Source organism: Pelomonas sp. SE-A7 (assembly GCF_030345705.1).
Taxonomy (GTDB): domain Bacteria; phylum Pseudomonadota; class Gammaproteobacteria; order Burkholderiales; family Burkholderiaceae_C; genus JAUASW01.
The window spans coordinates 2,223,732-2,241,758 of sequence record NZ_JAUASW010000001.1 but is presented as its reverse complement, the minus strand read 5'-3'; the positions used below and the strand labels follow the sequence as shown (position 1 = coordinate 2,241,758).

Annotated in this window: 23 protein-coding genes; 12 read left to right on the top strand and 11 right to left on the bottom strand. The window is 67.4% G+C overall.

All coding sequences use genetic code 11. The features are described from left to right. Positions 1-12 precede the first annotated feature (12 nt). Genes gspK through gspG form a run of 5 tightly spaced genes read right to left on the bottom strand, consistent with a single transcriptional unit; the run spans position 13 to position 2,914 of the window. Positions 13-972 carry a type II secretion system minor pseudopilin GspK gene (gene gspK / locus QT382_RS10130; protein WP_289253909.1) on the bottom strand — a complete coding sequence of 320 codons (960 nt, stop codon included), beginning with the start codon at positions 970-972 and terminating at the stop codon, positions 13-15. Then, entirely contained in the window at positions 969-1,625 is a 657-nt protein-coding gene (locus QT382_RS10125) for a PulJ/GspJ family protein (protein WP_289253908.1), read from the bottom strand. Before QT382_RS10125 ends, gspK begins: the two co-directional genes overlap by 4 nt. 5 nt (positions 1,626-1,630) lie before the next feature. Next, the gene (gspI, locus tag QT382_RS10120) at positions 1,631-1,996 is read right to left on the bottom strand and encodes a type II secretion system minor pseudopilin GspI (protein ID WP_289253907.1); all 366 of its coding nucleotides are present in this window, start codon (positions 1,994-1,996) and stop codon (positions 1,631-1,633) included. Continuing rightward, positions 1,993-2,478, bottom strand: a complete 486-nt coding sequence (locus QT382_RS10115; protein ID WP_289253906.1) for a GspH/FimT family protein — start codon at positions 2,476-2,478, stop codon at positions 1,993-1,995. Before QT382_RS10115 ends, gspI begins: the two co-directional genes overlap by 4 nt. Next, on the bottom strand, positions 2,453-2,914 hold the full coding sequence (gene gspG, locus QT382_RS10110) for a type II secretion system major pseudopilin GspG (RefSeq protein WP_289253905.1): 462 nt from the start codon (positions 2,912-2,914) through the stop codon (positions 2,453-2,455). The genes QT382_RS10115 and gspG overlap by 26 nt, the downstream gene beginning before the upstream one ends. Before the next feature lie 50 nt (positions 2,915-2,964). On the opposite strand from gspG, the gene QT382_RS10105 reads away from it, so the two are divergent. Continuing rightward, positions 2,965-3,573: a hypothetical protein gene (locus QT382_RS10105; protein WP_289253904.1), complete on the top strand. Its 609-nt coding sequence runs from the start codon at positions 2,965-2,967 to the stop codon at positions 3,571-3,573. Between the two features lie 6 nt (positions 3,574-3,579). Here the strand turns inward: QT382_RS10105 and QT382_RS10100 are convergent, their stop codons facing one another. After that, entirely contained in the window at positions 3,580-4,626 is a 1,047-nt protein-coding gene (locus QT382_RS10100) for a nicotinate-nucleotide--dimethylbenzimidazole phosphoribosyltransferase (protein ID WP_289253903.1), read from the bottom strand. 92 nt (positions 4,627-4,718) lie between these two features. Further along, entirely contained in the window at positions 4,719-6,290 is a 1,572-nt protein-coding gene (gene ilvA, locus QT382_RS10095; RefSeq protein WP_289253902.1) for a threonine ammonia-lyase, biosynthetic, read from the bottom strand. Between the two features lie 299 nt (positions 6,291-6,589). Here ilvA and QT382_RS10090 point away from each other — a divergent pair, with 299 nt between their 5' ends. Beyond that, positions 6,590-7,012 (top strand): OsmC family protein, encoded by a 423-nt coding sequence (locus QT382_RS10090; RefSeq protein ID WP_289253901.1) that lies wholly within the window; start codon positions 6,590-6,592, stop codon positions 7,010-7,012. Positions 7,013-7,080: 68 nt separating this feature from the next. Here the strand turns inward: QT382_RS10090 and QT382_RS10085 are convergent, their stop codons facing one another. From QT382_RS10085 to QT382_RS10075, 3 genes are all read right to left on the bottom strand, one after another. Continuing rightward, the gene (locus QT382_RS10085) at positions 7,081-7,431 is read right to left on the bottom strand and encodes a hypothetical protein (protein WP_289253900.1); all 351 of its coding nucleotides are present in this window, start codon (positions 7,429-7,431) and stop codon (positions 7,081-7,083) included. 167 nt (positions 7,432-7,598) lie between these two features. Beyond that, a complete protein-coding gene (locus tag QT382_RS10080) occupies positions 7,599-8,372 on the bottom strand; it encodes a tetratricopeptide repeat protein (RefSeq protein WP_289253899.1) in 774 nt (257 codons plus the stop codon). A 15-nt stretch (positions 8,373-8,387) separates the two neighbouring features. Continuing rightward, a complete protein-coding gene (locus QT382_RS10075; protein WP_289253898.1) occupies positions 8,388-9,056 on the bottom strand; it encodes a TetR/AcrR family transcriptional regulator in 669 nt (222 codons plus the stop codon). A 90-nt stretch (positions 9,057-9,146) separates the two neighbouring features. Between QT382_RS10075 and QT382_RS10070 the strand changes: the two genes are divergently transcribed. The 6 genes from QT382_RS10070 to QT382_RS10045 are packed head-to-tail and all read left to right on the top strand — an operon-like array spanning position 9,147 to position 13,951. Beyond that, positions 9,147-10,055: an ABC transporter ATP-binding protein gene (locus tag QT382_RS10070; RefSeq protein WP_289253897.1), complete on the top strand. Its 909-nt coding sequence runs from the start codon at positions 9,147-9,149 to the stop codon at positions 10,053-10,055. After that, positions 10,052-10,822 carry an ABC transporter permease gene (locus tag QT382_RS10065; protein WP_289253896.1) on the top strand — a complete coding sequence of 257 codons (771 nt, stop codon included), beginning with the start codon at positions 10,052-10,054 and terminating at the stop codon, positions 10,820-10,822. The genes QT382_RS10070 and QT382_RS10065 overlap by 4 nt, the downstream gene beginning before the upstream one ends. A 50-nt stretch (positions 10,823-10,872) precedes the next feature. Further along, positions 10,873-11,124, top strand: a complete 252-nt coding sequence (locus QT382_RS10060) for a BolA family protein (protein WP_289253895.1) — start codon at positions 10,873-10,875, stop codon at positions 11,122-11,124. Continuing rightward, entirely contained in the window at positions 11,121-11,765 is a 645-nt protein-coding gene (hisG, locus tag QT382_RS10055) for an ATP phosphoribosyltransferase (RefSeq protein WP_289253894.1), read from the top strand. Before QT382_RS10060 ends, hisG begins: the two co-directional genes overlap by 4 nt. After that, a complete protein-coding gene (hisD, locus tag QT382_RS10050) occupies positions 11,762-13,081 on the top strand; it encodes a histidinol dehydrogenase (protein ID WP_289253893.1) in 1,320 nt (439 codons plus the stop codon). Before hisG ends, hisD begins: the two co-directional genes overlap by 4 nt. A 12-nt stretch (positions 13,082-13,093) precedes the next feature. Continuing rightward, entirely contained in the window at positions 13,094-13,951 is an 858-nt protein-coding gene (locus tag QT382_RS10045) for a substrate-binding periplasmic protein (RefSeq protein ID WP_289253892.1), read from the top strand. A gap of 4 nt (positions 13,952-13,955) precedes the next feature. Here QT382_RS10045 and QT382_RS10040 read toward each other — a convergent pair whose 3' ends face one another. Continuing rightward, positions 13,956-15,512, bottom strand: a complete 1,557-nt coding sequence (locus QT382_RS10040) for a methyl-accepting chemotaxis protein (protein WP_289253891.1) — start codon at positions 15,510-15,512, stop codon at positions 13,956-13,958. A gap of 175 nt (positions 15,513-15,687) precedes the next feature. On the opposite strand from QT382_RS10040, the gene QT382_RS10035 reads away from it, so the two are divergent. From QT382_RS10035 to hisB, 4 genes are read left to right on the top strand one after another with little or no spacing between them, the layout of a single operon-like run. Continuing rightward, the gene (locus QT382_RS10035) at positions 15,688-15,906 is read left to right on the top strand and encodes a CopG family transcriptional regulator (protein ID WP_289253890.1); all 219 of its coding nucleotides are present in this window, start codon (positions 15,688-15,690) and stop codon (positions 15,904-15,906) included. Continuing rightward, positions 15,903-16,352, top strand: a complete 450-nt coding sequence (locus QT382_RS10030; RefSeq protein ID WP_289253889.1) for a PIN domain-containing protein — start codon at positions 15,903-15,905, stop codon at positions 16,350-16,352. Before QT382_RS10035 ends, QT382_RS10030 begins: the two co-directional genes overlap by 4 nt. Next, entirely contained in the window at positions 16,345-17,433 is a 1,089-nt protein-coding gene (gene hisC, locus QT382_RS10025; RefSeq protein WP_502929862.1) for a histidinol-phosphate transaminase, read from the top strand. Before QT382_RS10030 ends, hisC begins: the two co-directional genes overlap by 8 nt. Continuing rightward, positions 17,430-18,026 (top strand): imidazoleglycerol-phosphate dehydratase HisB, encoded by a 597-nt coding sequence (hisB, locus tag QT382_RS10020; protein WP_289253887.1) that lies wholly within the window; start codon positions 17,430-17,432, stop codon positions 18,024-18,026. The genes hisC and hisB overlap by 4 nt, the downstream gene beginning before the upstream one ends. The last annotated feature ends 1 nt before the right edge of the window (position 18,027 follow it).

Genomic DNA, 18,027 nt, shown 5'->3' with positions numbered 1-18,027 from the left:
CCCAGCCCCGAGTCATGGCCGCACCGGCTCCAGCAGCAGATTCACCCGCTCGCGGCTCAAGACCACCATGTCCAGCCCGTTGCGCTGGACCAGGGAGCGCTCTTCCAGCACCCGCTCGTCCAGGCGCAGCCGGCCGCTGACGCTGAAGAAACTGGAATTCACCGAGGCCCGGTCACCTGCGACCACGACCGCCGCCGGCAGCAGCTTCTTGGCATCGTCCAGCGAGCGCAGCGGCTGGATCTGCCGGCTCTGCACCAGGCGCTCGGCGCTGGCCAGGTCCATGCCGTCGAACAGCGAGGCGATGACCTCGCGCGGCGCGGTGTTCAGATTGACCGGCGTAGGCACCGGCAGCAGGTCGACGAAGGGCCGCAGCCGCTGGATCGTGTCTCGCGGCAGCTCCAGCCAGGTCAGCTGGTCCAGCGAGCGCGGTGCCACCGGGGAGGTGGCGGTCTCAGGCTTGGCAGAGTTGGCGGCACGCAGGCTCTGGGCGATCAGGACGGCCGAGCCCGGCGCGGCACCGGCCAGCTCGCAAAGCCGTTCCAGCGTCCTCAGCTCGGCGGGTGGAACCTGGTCGCCGCCCACCAGGTTGCGCAGGTTGTAGTGGGCCTGGGCGTCGCTGAGCTTGCCGGACAGAAAGGCCTCGGGCCCGGCATCGATGCTGCTGTCCTGCTCGGCGGCCAGAAAGGTCGAGAGCCGGGCCTCGGCCAGGGGCACGGCCCAGACCTCGCCGAGATGGTCTACAGCGTCGCCCTGCTGGTTGGCGCGGGCGTCTTCGCGCAGGATCAGCCGCGCCCAGTCGAGCGCACCTTGCAGTATCCAGGCCGACTGGGCGCGTACGCGCTCGGCCTCCTCGACCCGCAGCGCCCGGTACTGGCGCCAGGCCATGGCCGCGGCCAGCGTGGCGATCAGGCTGACGATGATCATGGCCGTCAGCAGGGCGGCGCCAGACTGGCGGCGGTCGTTCTTGCTCATTGCTGTTGCGGACCCAGCTGCAGCTGGCGCGTGACCGGGCCGCCATAGCCGCTGTCCGGCAGGAAGCTCAAGACGATGCGAACGCCGTTTGGCAGCTTTTTGCGCTGCGGCACGCCGGGCGCCGGCTGGCTGGGAGGCTGGGCCGGCGCCGCTGGTTGTTGGACGTCGTCACTCGATTGGGCATGGCTCCAGGCGCTGCCGCGGTAGAAATAGACCTGCCATTCCTGCAGGCCCTGCAGCGTGCGGACCGAGCCCTCGGCCAGGCTCAGCGGCTGCAGGCTTCGCTCATAGGCCTGGGTGAGAGCGTCCTGCGTCGTCACCGGCGGTGTGGCCCAGCGGTCGAGCTCGCCGTTGCGCACGGTCCAGACGACGACCTGCAGGCCCTGCTCGGTGGCGCGGGTCAGCCGCAGCGACGCGCCGTCGAAGGCCAGGGCCGGCACCAGCTGGCTGTCCTGCAGAAGGCGCAGGTCCTGCTCCCATTGGGCCAGAACGGTCTGCAGCCGGGTCGTGCGGTCCAGGTGGGCCTGGCTGATCTCGCGGCTGCGCAGCACGGCATCCAGGCCTCGCCAGGCCATGCCGGCCATCACGGCCATGATGACCAGGGCGATCAACACCTCGATCAGGGTGAAGCCGTGCAGCCGACGGGCGCTCATCCTCATCAATAGCGCCCCAGGATGGTCGCCAGGCTCAGCAAAGGCTGGTCCTGCTCGTTGAGCATGCGCGCCTCGACGCGGCGGAAGTTCGGATTCGGCGTGGGCCGGATGACCAGGCTGCCGCGGTAATTGCGGCCCAGTTGCTGGCATTCGAAGCTGCTCTCGCCGACACCGGGGAACTGGCGCGAGAGCCTCAGCTCGGTCAACTGGTTCTCGGCGCACCACTGGGCCGAGCTGACCTCCAGCAGGCGCTCGGCATTGCCGCTCAGCGCGGCGGCTGCGCGTATGCCGGCGGCCAGGGCGACGGCCACGATGCTCAGGGCCACCAGCACTTCGATCAAGGTGAAGCCGCGCGGGCTGCGGCCGCTCATGACGGCGCTCCGCGATGGATGGCGAACGGCGCCAGGCCATCGGTCTCCAGCAGCAACTGCTGGTCTCCGAGGCGCAGCCTCAGGCGTTGCGGGCCGATCATGGGTTCGGGGCCGAGCAGCAGGGCACGGCCGCCGGCGATCTCCACGGCGACCGGCTCGCCCAGCCAGCGCGTGGGCAGCTGGATCTTCTGGGGCAGGCCCAGGAAGCGGAACTGGTCGCCGGAGTCGTCCTGCACCGGCGCCCAGCTGACGCTGACGCCACTGGCGCGGGCCTCGGCGCGGGCCGATTCGAGCAGGGCGGCCAGGCGTTCGGCTTCGCGCTCCAGCTGGGCGGCATTGCGATCGGGCAGGGCCAGGCTGATGGCGGCGACCGCGACGGCCACGATGGCCAGCACGATGACCACCTCGATCAGCGTGAAGCCGGCGCTGCGGAGGCGACGGCGCGGTTCTTGCGGCTTATTGCCAGGAGCCGATGTCGGCATCGTCGCCTTCGCCCCCGGCCTTCTGGTCGGCACCGAAGCTGTAGACATCGATCTCGCCCTTGATGCCGGGGTTGGCGTACTGGTAGGCGCTCTTCCAGGGATCGACCGGCAGCTTCTCGATGTAGGGCTTCCAGTTCGGCGGGATCGGGCCGATGCTGGGCTTGCGGACCAGGGCTTCCAGGCCCTGCTCCGAGGTGGGATAGCGGTTGTTGTCCAGCTTGTACATCTTCAGCGCCTGCATCAGGCTGGCCACGTCGGCACGTGCCGCTGTGACCTTGGCTTCGGCGGCGCGGCCCATCACGGCGACCGTGACCATGGTGGCCATGACGCCGATGATCACCATCACCACCATCACCTCGATCAGTGTGAAGCCCTGGCTGCGGGAGCGGCGGTCCGAAGGGCGGGTACTGCGGCGAAGGCTGGGGGAGCTGGACATGACTGGAAAGGCCGCGAAAGCTGTGGAGCGCTGAATCATAATCGGCGCCCATGATCGCTCGACTGTCCGCCTTCTTCTCCTGGGGCCTGCTGGCCTGCTGCGCCGCTTTCTGGCTGCTGCAGTTCGGCGCCCGGCCGCTCGCCCAGCCGCAGCAGGCCCTGGCGGTGTCGGAACGAGGACCGGTGCAGAGCGACCTGAGTCGCCTGCTCGGCGTGACGCCGGCCGAGGCGCCGGTTGAGGCGGCACCTACGCAGAGCCGTTACGAATTGCTGGGCGTGGTCGCGGCCAAGAGCGAAGCGGCTCGCAACGCCGGCGAAGGCCTGGCCCTGATCTCGGTGGACGGTCAGCCGCGCACAGTGCGGGTGGGAGCTCCGCTCGAGCCCGGTCTCCATCTGCTTGCGGTCGACGCTCGCAGCGCGACGATTGGCGGCGACGGTCGCCCGTCCCAAACCCTGCAGATCGTTCCGCCCGCCGCGCCCGCGACCGGCCAGTTGCAGCCGGCCCAGGCCTCGCCTACCGTGCTGGGTGGCACGCCGCCCCAATTGCAGACCGTCGATCCGCAGGCCGCGCCTCCCTTGCAGGTCATGCCGGGCGGACCCCGTCCGCCCCAGGCTCCGCCCACCCAGCGGCCCGGCGGGCGCTCTCCGACCGAGCGTTGAACCCGGTCAGGCGGCGGCAGCGGCCGCGCCGGCCTGGTTGGTTTCGCCGTCCTGGATGTCGGTCAGCAGGGCCGCGGCGCTGCGTATCAGCGGCCAGGCCAGGGACGAGCCAGTACCGTCGACCGCCTCCATGCCCAGCTCCAGCAGGGCCGAGGCATGGAACAGCGACAGGGCTTCGTCCAGGCCGCGGTGCGAATTGCTGCGGCAGAACATGGCGTAGTCGGTGACCGGCGGCGCGATGGCCGAGGCGATCTTCAGGGCAGCGCAGGCTGCGAGGCCGTCGACGATGATCAGATGGCGCTTGCTCGCGGCCACCAGCATGGCGCCCACCATGACGGCGGTCTCGAAGCCACCGTAGGCCGCCAGCACTTCCATCGGGTCGGTGGTGTCGCGGTGGCGGGCCTGGGCCGTCTGCAAGGTGTTCTGCAGGCGGTTCAGCCGGTCCTGGCGCATGTCGGCGCCGGAGATGATGAAGTCCCGCACCGGCCGGTCGGCCAGGCTGGCCAGCACCAGGGCCGCGCTCTCGGTCGAGCCCTGGCCGAGGCCGGCACAGGCCAGCAGATTGCCGCTCATGGTGTCGGCGAATTCCATGCCCACGCGGACGCCGGCCTGGGCATGCTCCAACGACATGGCCGCGCCGACACGGCTGTTGCGCGTGCCATGGGCGATCTTGCGGGCCAGCAGTCGCGGATGCGGCTGCAGCTCCTCGGCCACACCGCAATCGACCATGGTGAAGGCCAGGCCGTGGAGGCGGGCAAAGGCGGACACCGGCAGACGGTTCTGCAGGCCCAGCATCACGCTGTCCTTCGTGGCGCGATCGCTGGGTTCGCCGATGCCATCCACGACGATGCCGTGGTCGGCGGCGAACAGGGCCAGCACCGGATCGCGGAAGCGCGGCGTCAGGCTGTTCTGCACCAGGCCCAGGCGGATGGCCAGCGGCTCCAGCTCTCCCAGCGCTCCGGCGATGGCAGCGCGCTTCGCGATCCGCTCGCGCAGCGAGCTTTCCAGCTCGTCGTTGGCGGTCGGCGTGATCAGGGATTGCTGGTCGGACATGGCGGGCAGGGCCTCACTCGCGGCGCGGTGCGGTCTTGGATTGTGGAGCAGCAGGCAAGACCTGGAACATCGGCACTTGCCCTTTCGGCAATTCAGCGCAGGAACAGCTGGTAGACCGGGTTCCTGGTCTCGTCCACGCAAGGGTAGGCCAGGCTGGCCAGGAACTGCTTGAAGGCCGCATTGTCACCGCGCGGCACCTGGATGCCGACCAGGATGCGGCCGTAGTCGGCGCCCTGGTTGCGGTAGTGGAACAGGCTGATGTTCCAGCCCGGGTGCATGCTGGACAGGAAGCGCATCAGGGCGCCCGGCCGTTCCGGGAAGATGAAGCGGTAGAGCCTCTCGTCCGCCGCCAGCTCGCTGCGGCCACCGACCATGTGGCGCACGTGCTGCTTGGCCAGTTCGTTGTCGGTCAGGTCCACGGTGTCGAAGCCATGCTTCTGGAACAGCTTGGCCAGCTTCTCCGATTCCTCGCGTCTCGTGATGGACACGCCGACGAAAACATGGGCGACGTTCTTGTCCGAGATCCGATAGTTGAATTCGGTGACGCTGCGCGGGCCCAGCAGCTCGCAGAAGCGCTTGAAGCTGCCGCGTTCCTCGGGAATGGTGATCGCGAAGAGGGCCTCGCGCTGCTCGCCCACCTCGGCGCGCTCGGCGACGAAGCGCAGCCGGTCGAAGTTCATGTTGGCGCCCGAGGTGATGGTGACGAAGGTCTTGCCCTTGCAAGCCTTGGCGGCGACGTACTGCTTGATCGCCGCGACGCCCAGGGCCCCCGCCGGCTCAAGGATGCTGCGCGTGTCTTCGAACACATCCTTGATGGCGGCACAGACTGCGTCGGTGTCCACCCGCACGTAGTCGTCGACCAGGGCCTGCGTGATGCGAAACGTTTCCTCGCCAACCAGCTTGACCGCCGTGCCGTCGGAGAACAGACCGACATCGGGCAGGGTCACACGCTTGCGCGCGCGGACCGAGCGGATCATGGCGTCGGAGTCGGCCGTCTGGACGCCAATGATCTGGATCTCGGGCCGCAGGGCCTTGATATAGGCGGCAATGCCCGAGATCAGGCCGCCGCCGCCTATGGGCACGAAGACGGCGTCGATCGGGCCGGCGTGCTGGCGCAGCAGTTCCATGGCGATCGTGCCCTGGCCGGCGATGACGTCGGGGTCGTCGAACGGATGGACGAAGCAGAGACCCTGGTCCTTCTCAAGCTCAAGGGCGCGGCCATAGGCATCGGTGAAGCTGTCGCCATGCAGCACGACCTCGCCACCCAGCGCCTGGACCGCGTCGATCTTGACCTTGGGCGTCGTGGTCGGCATCACGATGACGGCGCGACAGCCCAGCTTCTTGGCCGACAGGGCCAGTCCTTGCGCATGGTTGCCGGCCGAGGCGCAGATCACTCCGCGGGCTCGTTGCTCGACGGGCAGGTTGACCATCTTGTTGTAGGCGCCGCGCAGCTTGAAGCTGAACACCGGCTGCTCGTCTTCACGCTTGAGCAGCACCTTGTTGCCCAGCCGCTTGGACAGATTGCGCGCTGACGTCAGCGAGGTCTCGACGGCAACGTCATAGACCCGCGCATTCAGAATTCGCTGCAGATAGCCATCCTGTGCCGGGGTCAGCGCCGGCTGCGTGGCCGGCACGGGCTGGGACGGTTTGCGGCGGGCGGGCATGAGGGCGTCTCCTGCAATCTGTTGCGGCGCAGCATCATAAGCGAGGGGTTCGCCCGAGGCGCTTCGGTAGGCAGGGCAAAAAAAAAGCCCGTGGCCTCACGGCCCCGGGCTGAATCCACCATGTGGCGGTGGAGGAGACAATCGGTGCGCAATCATTGCGTCAGAGGTCTTGTCGACCGGCCCGATCTGCTCGGGCGCCGCAATTCATACGCTTGGATGGAATTCTAGGGCTGGCTTTGCTGCACCGCAATAAGAAAGCCATGAAGAATTTGGAACTGATTCACTAAAAAGGACATGTCATGGAATGCGTGATCAATTGGATGGGGGCCGACGGCATGGCCTTCGTGGCCGAGACCGGCAGCGGCCACCTGCTGACCATGGACGGCGCGCCGGCCGGCGGTGGCCGTGACCTGGCGCCCCGGCCCATGGAAACCGTGCTGGCCGGCACCGGCGGCTGCACCGCCTATGACGTGGTGCTGATCCTGAAGCGCGGCCGACATGACGTACGCGGTTGCCAGGTCAAGCTCACGGCTGAGCGCGCTGAAACCGAACCCAAGGTGTTCACCAAGATCCACATGCACTTCGTCGTCACCGGCCGCAACCTGCCGCAGGTGGCGGTCGAGCGGGCGGTGGAGCTTTCGCACGAGAAGTACTGCTCGGCCAGCATCATGCTGGCCAAGACGGCCGAGATCACGACCTCGGTCGAGGTGGTGGAGGGCTGAGAAGACCCCGTCCCAAAAGCAAAAAAGCCGGCGTGAGCCGGCTTTTTTGCAGCGGAGAAGCGCGCCGATTACTTGGCAGGCTTGTAGTCAGCAGTCTTCTTGGCGGTGGGACGGCCAGCGGCGGTCGGGTAGGCGTTCATCACGCGGACCGGATCGGCCTTGTCCAGGTAGGCGGCGTACTGCTGCTCGGTGCAGGCCAGCATCTTGCCCGGCTGGGCTTCGCCCTTGTACTTGCCGCTGCTGTAGACGAACTGGTATTCGTTCGACGACGGGGCCTTGTCCTTGCCGTAGTAGCTGGCGCTGTACTGGGCGGCGCACTCGCCCTTCAGGGCGGAGATTTCGGCTTGCGGGGTGGTCGCGGCCTGGGCCAGCGATGCGGCGCCCACGGCGGCCAGGGCGATCAGGAGGTTGCGCTTCATGGTCTTTACCTTTCGGTGTTCAGCAATGTCTGTGACGAAACTCATGCCGGCCCTTGTCTCGTGGGGGTCAACAGGCCTTGTGGGAACGAAGCTTAGCCCTCTCGGCCCGCCTTTTCCATCCGTGACTGAGGGGGGCAGGAACCCCAGGCCGCCCCGATTTTCGTGAACTATTCCTCGAGTTCCTCGCGGGCCAGCTCCACATCGAGGCATTCCATCGCATCCATGGGCGTGCAGGCGGCGGCGTCGGCATAGAGAGCCTCGGCCTGCTTCATCCGCTTATCGCCCTCCAGCATCACCAGGCCGTTCGCCTGTTCGATCATCGCAATCGCGCTGGTCGGGTTGAGCTTGCAGGCCTGCTCGAACATCTTGAGCCCGGTGGCGGTGTCGGCGCCCTGGGTCTTGCCCAGCAGCTTGCCGACCTTGTCTATCACCTCGGCATGGAAGGCGCCCAGCGCGATATGGGCGTCGGCATGCTTGGGCTGCAGCTTGATCGTGGTCTCGAGCGCGTTCTTGACCTTGCTGCCCAGGCCCTGGGCCAGAGCCTTGGCGACGCTGATGCCCTGGCCGTAGCGGCCTATGGCATAGGCCTGCCAGTAGTAGGCATTGGGATTCTTGGCTTCCTCGGCCTGCTGGGCCTCGGCCCGTTCGGCGACCTCGAGGAACATTTCCAGCTTGGTCTTTTCCTTCTTCTCGAGGTAGTTGGCGTAGATGGCCTGGGCCTTGTTGGCGACCGTGATGCCGGCGCCGCCGGCGGCCAGGCCGGCCTCGTAGGCCTTCTGGAAATCGCCGGCATGGAAATGGATCCAGGCCTGGACCACGGCGGCGTCCTTTGGGAAGGGCTCGGCGTCGCCGGCATGCAGGCGCGCCCAGTGCTTCTTCAGCGCGGCAGCGTCGTACTGGAACGCGTCGTTGTCGTAGGGAAAGGCGGTCCACTTGGCCATGCTCGGCACTCCTGACTACGGTTGTTGTGACTGCGATTGATACTTGGCGGCCAGCGCAAACAGATGCTCCCGCGACTCGCCCTGCAGATAGGGCAGCAGCAGGCTCAGCACATGAAAGGCGCCGCGCATCAAGGCCTGGCCGGCGCGTTCCGGCTCCAGCGCATGGCGCGGATCCCGAACATACTCGAAGCTGAGCCAGTAGCTCAACAGGACCACCATGGACGAGGCCGTGGGGCCGGCGTCGCGCGAGTCCATCTTCAGCGCCCCGCCCAGTTGCAGGCCCGAGAGGATGCGGCTCATGGCCAGGCTCTTGTGCTCCAGCACCGTCTGGAAATGGGTCTCGAGCCGGCGGTTCTTGCTCAGCAGGTCGTTCAGGTCGCGGTACAGGAAGCGGTGCTTCCAGATCAGCTCGAACAGCATGTGGAAGAACAGCCAGGCGTCCTCGACATGGCGCACGTTGTCGGCCGCGGCCAGCAGCTCGCCCAGTTCCTGCTCATAGCGGCCGAATAGCGAATTGATCAGCTCGTCCTTGGCCGGGTAGTGGTAGTAGAGGTTGCCGGGGCTGATGGAGAGCTCGGCCGAGATCAGCGTGGTCGAGACATTGGGCTCCCCGAAGCGGTTGAACAGGTCCAGCGTGACTTCGAGGATGCGCTCCGCGGTGCGGCGCGGCTTTTTTGTGGCCATGGGCGAACTCCTGGGCGGATTCTGGCACCGGGCCGGCAAGGATTGGCCCCGCCCAGCAGGATTGGAGGCGGCTTCCTACAATCGCCGCCCATGCAGAAAGCCGCCATCGCGTTCAACAACGTCAGCAAGACCTACAGGGGCGGCCAGGTCCGCGCCCTGGACGGTGTCTCCTTCGACATCCAGCCCGGCGAATTCTTCGGCCTGCTGGGCCCCAACGGCGCAGGCAAGACCAGCCTGATCAGCATCCTGGCCGGCCTGTCCCGGGCCAGTGGTGGCACGGTCCAGGTGATGGGCCACGACGTGGTCGACGACTACGCCGCGGCCCGCAAGGCCCTGGGCATAGTCCCGCAGGAGCTGGTGTTCGACCCCTTCTTCTCGGTGCGCGAGGCGCTGGAGATCCAGAGCGGCTATTTCGGCGTCCGCAACAACGGCGCCTGGATCACCGAGCTGCTGGAGAACCTGGGCCTGGCCGACAAGGCCAAGGCGAACATGCGCCAGCTCTCGGGCGGCATGAAGCGCCGCGTGCTGGTGGCCCAGGCCCTGGTGCACCGGCCGCCGGTCATCGTGCTGGACGAGCCCACGGCCGGCGTGGACGTGGAGCTGCGCCAGACGCTGTGGCAGTTCATCGCCCGCCTGAACAAGGAAGGCCATACGGTGCTGCTGACCACCCACTACCTGGAAGAGGCCGAGGCCCTGTGCCAGCGCATCGCCATGCTCAAGCTGGGCAAGGTCGTGGCCCTGGACCGCACCAGCAGCCTGCTTTCGGGCCGCGCCTCGACCATGCTGCGCTTCAAGACCGATGCCGCCCTGCCGACGGACCTGGCCAGCGCCGCCCGCGTGACCGGCCGCATCGCCCAGATCAAGGCCCATGACGCGGCCGAGGTCGAGACCATCCTGGCCCGGCTGCGCGCCGCCCAGGTCCCGGTGGAAGACCTGGAGATCGGCCGCGCCGACCTGGAAGACGTGTTCCTCGAAATCATGAACGGAGCCACCGCATGAGCGCCATCCAGCTGCAAGGGGCGCGCACGCTCTTCTACAAGGAAGTGCTGCGCTTCTGGAAGGTCAGCTTCCAGACGGTTGCCGCGCCGGTGCTGACCGCCGTGCTGTACCTGCTGATCTTTGGCCATGTGCTGGAGAACCACGTCAAGGTCTACGGCACGGTGGGCTACACCAGCTTCCTGATCCCGGGCCTGGTGATGATGAGCGTGCTGCAGAACGCCTTCGCCAATTCCTCGTCCAGCCTGATACAGAGCAAGATCACCGGCAACCTGGTGTTCCTCTTGGTGACGCCGCTGTCGCACTGGGCCTGGTTCGTGGCCTATGTGGGCGCGTCCATCGTGCGCGGACTGGCCGTCGGCACCGGCGTGTTCGCCGTGACCTGCTGGTTCGCCTGGCCGGGCCTGGCGGCGCCGCTGTGGATCCTGGTGTTCGCCGCCCTGGGCGCCGGCATGCTGGGCGCCCTGGGCCTGATCGCCGGGCTCTGGGCCGAGAAGTTCGACCAGATGGCCGCCTTCCAGAACTTCATCATCATGCCGATGACCTTTTTGTCCGGCGTGTTCTATTCGGTGCACTCGCTGCCGACGTTCTGGCAGGCGGTCAGCCACCTGAATCCGTTCTTCTACATGATCGACGGCTTCCGCCACGGCTTCTTCGGCATCAGCGACGTCTCGCCCTGGCTCAGCCTGGCCATCGTCGCGGCCAGCTTCCTGGGGGTCTCGGGCATTGCGCTGACCCTGCTCAAGCGGGGCTACAAGATCCGCTATTGAGGCCTTGCGAAGGCGGGGGACTAGGGTAGGCCCCTAGAATCCGGCCCACCATGGCCGATCCCACCCCCGCCGAAGTCCAGTCGTACATTGCCGCCGGCCTCAGCTGCGAACAGCTGCAGGTCGAGGGCGACGGGCGCCATTTCTTTGCCACCATCGTCTCGACCGAGTTCGAGGGCCTGAACCGGGTGCGCCGTCACCAGCGCGTCTACCAGGCGCTGGGCGACCGGATGCGCGAGCAGATCCATGCGCTTTCGATGAAGACGCTCACGCCGGCCGAAGCCGCGGCGGCGCCCGAGCTATGACGATCACACTGGCCCTGTCCAAGGGACGCATCTTCGAGGAGACGCTGCCGCTGTTGCGTGCCGCCGGCATCGAGGTGCTGGAGGATCCCGAGACCTCGCGCAAGCTGATCCTGGCGACCAACAAGCCCGAGGTCCGCGTGGTGCTGGTGCGCGCCACCGACGTGCCGACCTATGTGCAATACGGCGGCGCCGACCTGGGCGTCGTCGGCCGCGACGTGCTGATCGAGCATGGCGGCGAGGGCATGTACCAGCCGCTGGACCTGAACATCGCCCGCTGCCGCATGAGCGTGGCCGTTCGCGACGACTTCGACTACGCCGCGGCCGTCAAGCAGGGCTCGCGCATCCGCGTGGCCACCAAGTACACGGCCATCGCCCGCCAGCATTTCGCCGACAAGGGCGTGCACGTGGACCTGATCAAGCTCTACGGCTCCATGGAGCTGGCCCCGCTGACCGGCCTGGCCGATGCCATCGTCGACCTGGTTTCGACCGGCTCCACGCTCAAGGCCAACCGCCTGGTCGAGGTTGAGCAGATCATGGACATCTCCTCGCGCCTGGTGGTCAACCAGGCCGCCCTCAAGCTCAAGCGCGCACCGCTGCGTGCCCTGATCGACGCCTTCGCGTCCGCCGTTCCGCAGTCATGACGACGAACCTCCGCCAGCTCAGCACCGCCGCGCCCGATTTCGAAGCCGAGTTCCAGCGGGTGCTGCACTGGTCGGCCGAAACCGACTCCGCCATCGAGCAGCGCGTGGCCGAGATCCTGGCCGACGTGCGGGCCCGCGGTGATGCCGCGGTGCTGGAGTACACGGCACGTTTCGACCGTGTTGAGGTGGGCTCGGTCGCTGCACTGGAACTGACGCGCGAGGAATTGAAGCAAGCCTTCGAGGCCATCACCCCGGCCCAGCGCGAAGCGCTACAGGCCGCCGCCGCCCGGGTGCGCAGCTATCACGAGCGCCAGCTGCAAGCCTGCGGCAAGAGCTGGAGCTACCGCGATGAGGACGGCACGTTGCTGGGCCAGAAGGTCACGCCGCTGGACCGCGTGGGCATCTATGTGCCCGGCGGCAAGGCGGCCTATCCGAGCAGCGTCTTGATGAACGCGATCCCGGCCCAGGTGGCCGGTGTGCCCGAGATCGTGATGGTCGTTCCCACGCCGGGCGGCGAAAAGAACCCGTTGGTGCTGGCCGCCGCTTATGTGGCCGGCGTGCACCGCGCGTTCACCATCGGTGGGGCGCAGGCGGTGGCCGCACTGGCCTACGGCACGGCTACCGTGCCCGAGGTGGACAAGATCACCGGCCCCGGCAATGCCTATGTGGCCAGCGCCAAGAAGCATGTGTTCGGCCAGGTCGGCATCGACATGATTGCCGGTCCCAGCGAGATCCTGGTGCTGGCCGACGGCACGACCGATCCGGACTGGGTGGCCATGGACCTGTTCAGCCAGGCCGAGCATGACGAGCTGGCGCAGAGCATCCTGCTGTGCCCGGATGCCGGCTACATCGCCAAGGTGCACGCCTCCATCGAGAAGCTCCTGCCTGAGATGCCGCGCAAGGACGTGATCAAGGCTTCGCTGGAAGGCCGCGGCGCGCTGATACTGACCCGCTCGATGGATGAAGCCTGCGAGATCAGCAACCGCATCGCGCCCGAGCATCTGGAAGTCAGCAGCAGCGAGCCGCACCGTTGGGAGCCGCTGCTGCGCCATGCCGGTGCGATCTTCCTGGGGGCCTACGCCAGCGAGTCGCTGGGTGACTACTGCGCTGGGCCCAACCATGTGCTGCCCACCTCAGGCACGGCGCGCTTCTCTTCGCCGCTGGGCGTCTACGACTTCCAGAAGCGCAGCAGCCTGATCGAGGTCAGCGAATCCGGCGCCCAGAACCTGGGTCCGATTGCGGCCGAGCTGGCTTACGGCGAAGGCCTGCAGGGCCATGCCCGTGCCGCTGAACTGCGCTTGAAGAAGCAGCGCTGAGAAGCATCGGTGATGCGCAGACGAGATTGGCTGCCCGCAGCGTTGGGCCTGGCTGCCAGCCCGGCCTTGCGAGCCGCGCCGCCGCTGCGGGTCATCTACCCTCGGCCGCCGCGCGAGGTCGATCCCCGCCACTGGTATCCACTGCAATTGCTGGAGATGGCGCTGCAGGCCTCGGGCGTGAGCTTCGAGTTGCAGCCCTCGGCCGACATCATGGTGCAGAGCCGTTCGCTGCTCGAAGTGGCGGCTGGCAACGAGGCGGTCCATATCGCCTGGAGCATGACGAGCCGGGAGCGTGAGCAGCGTCTCCTGCCGGTTCGCATTCCCCTCTACCGCGGCCTCTACGGCTGGCGCCTGCTGCTGGTGCAGCGAGACTCGCTGGAACGCTGGAGCCAGGTGCGCAGCCTCGACGACTTGCGCAAGCTGGAGCTGATCCAGGGCCATGACTGGCCCGACACCGAAATCCTGCGCGCCAATGGCATCAAGGTGAACCCGGCGTCCACTGCTGATGCGCGGATCAACATGCTGCGCGCAGGTCGCGGCGCCGGCTATCCGCGCTCGGTGCTGGAGATATGGGAAGAGCAGGGCCGCCAGCGCGACTGGGCTCGGATCGAGCCGCGTCTGGCCCTGCATTACCCGACTGCCATGTACTACTTCGTGCGCCCGGGCGACACCCGGCTGGCCGGCCTGGTCGAGCGCGGTCTCAACCGGCTGCTGGCCGATGGCCGCTTCGAGCAGCATTTCGAGCAGGTCTACCGCGGCGACCTGCGCCAGGCTGGGCTGCGCCATCGCCGCGTCATCCAGCTGAGCAATCCGCTGCTGCCGCCGCAGACGCCGCTGGACCGCAAGGAACTCTGGTACCGGCCGGCCTGAGCCTTCAGGCTACGCGGAACGCCCCCAGCGCCGCATCGACCCGTGCCGCCTGCTGGCGCAGGCTCTCGGCCGCGGCGGCGGTCTGTTCCACCAGCGCGGCGTTCTGTTGCGTGCCTTCGTCGATCTCGCTGAGCGTCTGGCCCATGCTGCTGACGGCCGTGCTCTGTGCGCGTATCGACGCGTCGGTCTGGCCCATCAGCTCGCTGAGCTTGCGGACCTGCTGCACCACTTCGGCAATGGTCTCGCGTGCCTCGGCCACCGAGTGTGTGCCAGCCTCGACCTTGCTGACACTGTCCTGGATCAGCTGCTTGATCTCGCGAGCCGCCGTGGCACTGCGCTGGGCCAGCGAACGCACCTCGGAGGCAACCACGGCGAAGCCGCGGCCCTGTTCGCCAGCGCGAGCGGCCTCGACCGCTGCATTGAGCGCGAGGATATTGGTCTGGAAGGCGATGCCGTCGATGACGCCGATGATGTCGGCGATCTTGCGCGAGCTGCCATTGATCTGGTCCATGGTGGCGACGACCTGGCCCACGGCCTCGCCGCCGCGGGTGGCCACGACCGAGGCATCGCGCGCCAGGTGGTCGGCCTCGCGGGTGTTGTCGGCGCTGTGACTGACGATCTGTGCCATCTCCTGCATGGCTTGCGCCGCCTGCTGCAGCCGGGCCGCCTGGTGTTCGGTGCGGCTGGACAGGTCGCCGTTGCCGGCAGCGATCTCGGCCGAGGCGCCGGCGATCACCGAACTGCCTTCGCGCACCTCGGTGATCACGCCGCGCAGCTGGCAGACCATGCGGTCCAGCTCGTCCTGCAGCTGGCCGATCTCGTCCTGGCTGTGGGACGTTGCTTCATCGTGGCCGCGCAAGTCGCCCTCGGCCACGGCCCGCGTGGCCTGCATGGCTTCGTTGAGCGGCTTGCGGAGGCTGCGCAGCAGCCACAGGCAGCTGACCATCAGCACGGCGGTGAGCAGAGCGGCCACCGTGGGCATCACCCACAGGCCGCTGCGGCGCGTGGCATCGAAGCTGGCCATGGCGGATTCGGCAAAGGCATTGGCTTCCTGTACGGTGGCGTCGACACCGGTGCGGTGCCGCTCGTAGATTGCATGCGCCGCGCGCAGGCCCTCGCGCGCTGCGGCCGCGTCGCCGCGCTTGAGCGGCTCCATCACCTGACCGCGTGCGGCCTTCAGGAGGGCCTCGGCCTGCTCGTGCTGCACCCCCAGAAGCCTTTTCTCCAGGCCATAGGGCGGGTTCTGCTTCCAGTAGTCGACGCGAGCCTGGTATTCGCTGGTCAGCCGGTCAATCGTCGTCGCGGCCGCTTCGGGCGTAAGGGTGCCCTCGACGGCGGCCGACAAAGTCAGCCGCAACTCGATCAGGTACATGGGCGGGGGCAGGATGTCGGCGACGACATCCTTGGCGACGAAGGCCTGTTCCGCGTGGGCCCGTAGCTTGGAATAGCTCCACAGCGACTGGGCCAGCAGGGCCATGGCGGCCACCAAGCTGGCGACCGCCACGACGGCGATGCGCATGCGCAGCGTGGCGCTGCGGGTGGACGGAGACGGTTGAGCCATGCTGCTCTCCCAACGATGGTTGCCGCGCCGCATCTGTGGCGGGTCGGCAAAGGTCCCAGGAGCGAAGTGTGCGGCCGGGGCCCGCTCTCGGTAAAGACCCGTGGATCGCCTTCTCACGGGGGTTTTGAAGACACGAATCTCGTGTTGCACGAACTTCGTGTTAGTCTCCGGCCCCATGAAGAACGTGACCGTCAGCATGGACGACAGCGTGGCCGACTGGGCCCGGCTGGAGGCGGCGCGCCGCAACACCAGCGTGTCGCGACTGCTGGGCGAGCTGCTGGCCGACAAGATGCGCCATGACGACGCCTACGAGCGCGCCCTGCAGGACTGGTTGCACCGCGAGCGAAGCTGGGTCTCCGATGGCCGGCCCTATCCGCGCCGGGAGGCGCTGTGAGCGGGCCCCTGGTTTTCGTCGACACCTCGGTGCTGATACTCAGCGAGGACGGCGTCGACGAAGCGCAACGTGAGCGGGTGCTCGCCTGGCTGCGCGAACTCTGGCAGCGGCGCTCGGGCCGGCTCTCGGCCCAGGTGCTGAATGACTTCTACCGCTGGGTCACGACCCGAATCCAGCCGGCCATGCCCAATGGTGATGCCCGCGCCGAAGTGCGCCGTTACCAGCATTGGCAGCCCTGGGCGATCGACCATGCGACGGTCGAGAGCGCCTGGTCGATAGAGAGCCGCTTTGGCCTGGCCTATGTGGATGCGCTGATCGTGGCCGCCGCCAAGGCCCAGGGCTGCGAGCTGCTGCTGAGCCTGGACCTGGCCCATGGGCTGCAACTCGACAGCGTGCAGATCGTCAACCCGCTGCAGGCCGAGCCTGCACAGCTGCTGGATGTTTGAGATGACAAGTCTGGAGCGCGGCCTGGCAGTGATCCGCGACGACCTGCGCTCGGTCAAGGCCTACGCGGTCCAGCCCAGTGCCGGCCTGATCAAGCTGGACACGATGGAGAACCCGTTCCGCCTTCCCGAGGCCTTGCAGCGTGAGCTGGGCGCCAGGCTGGGGGCGGTGGCGATCAACCGCTATCCGGCCGAGCGGACCTTCGAACTGGCCGCCGAGCTGGCCCGCCATGCCGGCATGCCCGAGGACTGCGCAATCACCCTGGGCAATGGCTCGGACGAACTGATCACCATGCTGTCGATGGCGATCAGCCGCCCTGGGGCCACGGTGCTGTCGCCATTGCCCAGCTTCGTGATGTACGAGATCTCGGCCCGCTACCAGGGCCTGAAGTTCGTCGGCGTGGACCTGCGGCCGGACTTCGAGCTGGACGAGCCGGCCATGCTGGCGGCGATCACCGAACACCAGCCGGCCCTGATCTATCTTTCCTACCCGAACAACCCGACCGCCAATCTCTGGGATGCCGACGCCATAGAGCGAATCGTGCAGGCGGCGCCCGGCCTGGTGGTGATGGACGAGGCCTACCAGCCCTTCGCCGAGCGCGACTCCATGGACCTGTTGCGCCGCTACCCGAACGTCCTCGTCATGCGCACCATGAGCAAGTTCGGCCTGGCCGGCGTGCGCATTGGCTATCTGATGGGCCGCAAGGAATTGGTCGGCGAGATCGACAAGCTGCGTCCGCCGTTCAACATAGGCATGCTCAATGCCGAGGCCGGCCTGTTCGCGCTGGAGCATGCCGAGGTCTATGCCCGCCAGGCCCAGGTGCTGCGCGCCGAGCGCGACCAGCTGATTGCCTCGCTGGATGAAATCGAAGAGGTGCAGGCCTTCGCCAGCCAGGGCAATATGGTGCTGGTCCGCGTTCCGGATGCGGCCGCCATGTTCGAAGGCATCAGGCGGCGCGGCGTGCTGGTCAAGAACGTCTCGGCCCTGCATCCGCTTCTGCACAACTGCCTGCGCCTGACCGTGGGCACGCCCGAGGAAAACCTGGCCCTGCTGGCCGCATTCACTGAGAGTCTGCCGTCATGACGACTGATCGCATCGCCGAAGTCTCCCGCAACACCAAGGAAACCCAGATCCGCGTGCGGGTCAACCTGGACGGCACGGGCGAGGCCAGGCTGAACACAGGCATAGGCTTCTTCGACCACATGCTGGACCAGATCGCCCGCCATGGCCTGATCGACCTGGAGATCGAGGCCAAGGGCGACCTTCACATAGACGGCCACCACACGGTCGAGGATGTCGGCATCACGCTGGGCATGGCCGTGGCCCAGGCGGTGGGCGACAAGAAAGGCCTGACCCGCTACGGCCACAGCTATGTGCCGCTGGACGAGGCGCTGTCGCGCGTGGTGGTCGATTTCTCGGGCCGGCCCGGCCTGGAGATGGAGGTCAAGTTCAGCTCGGGCAGCGTCGGCGCCTTCGACACCCAGCTGACCTATGAGTTTTTCCAGGGCTTCGTCAACCATGCGCTGGTGACCCTGCATGTGGACAACCTCAAGGGCCACAACGCCCACCACCAGTGCGAGACCATGTTCAAGGCCTTCGGCCGCGCGCTGCGGATGGCGATGACGCTGGACCCGCGCTCGGCCGGCGTGATTCCGTCGACCAAGGGCAGCCTCTGAA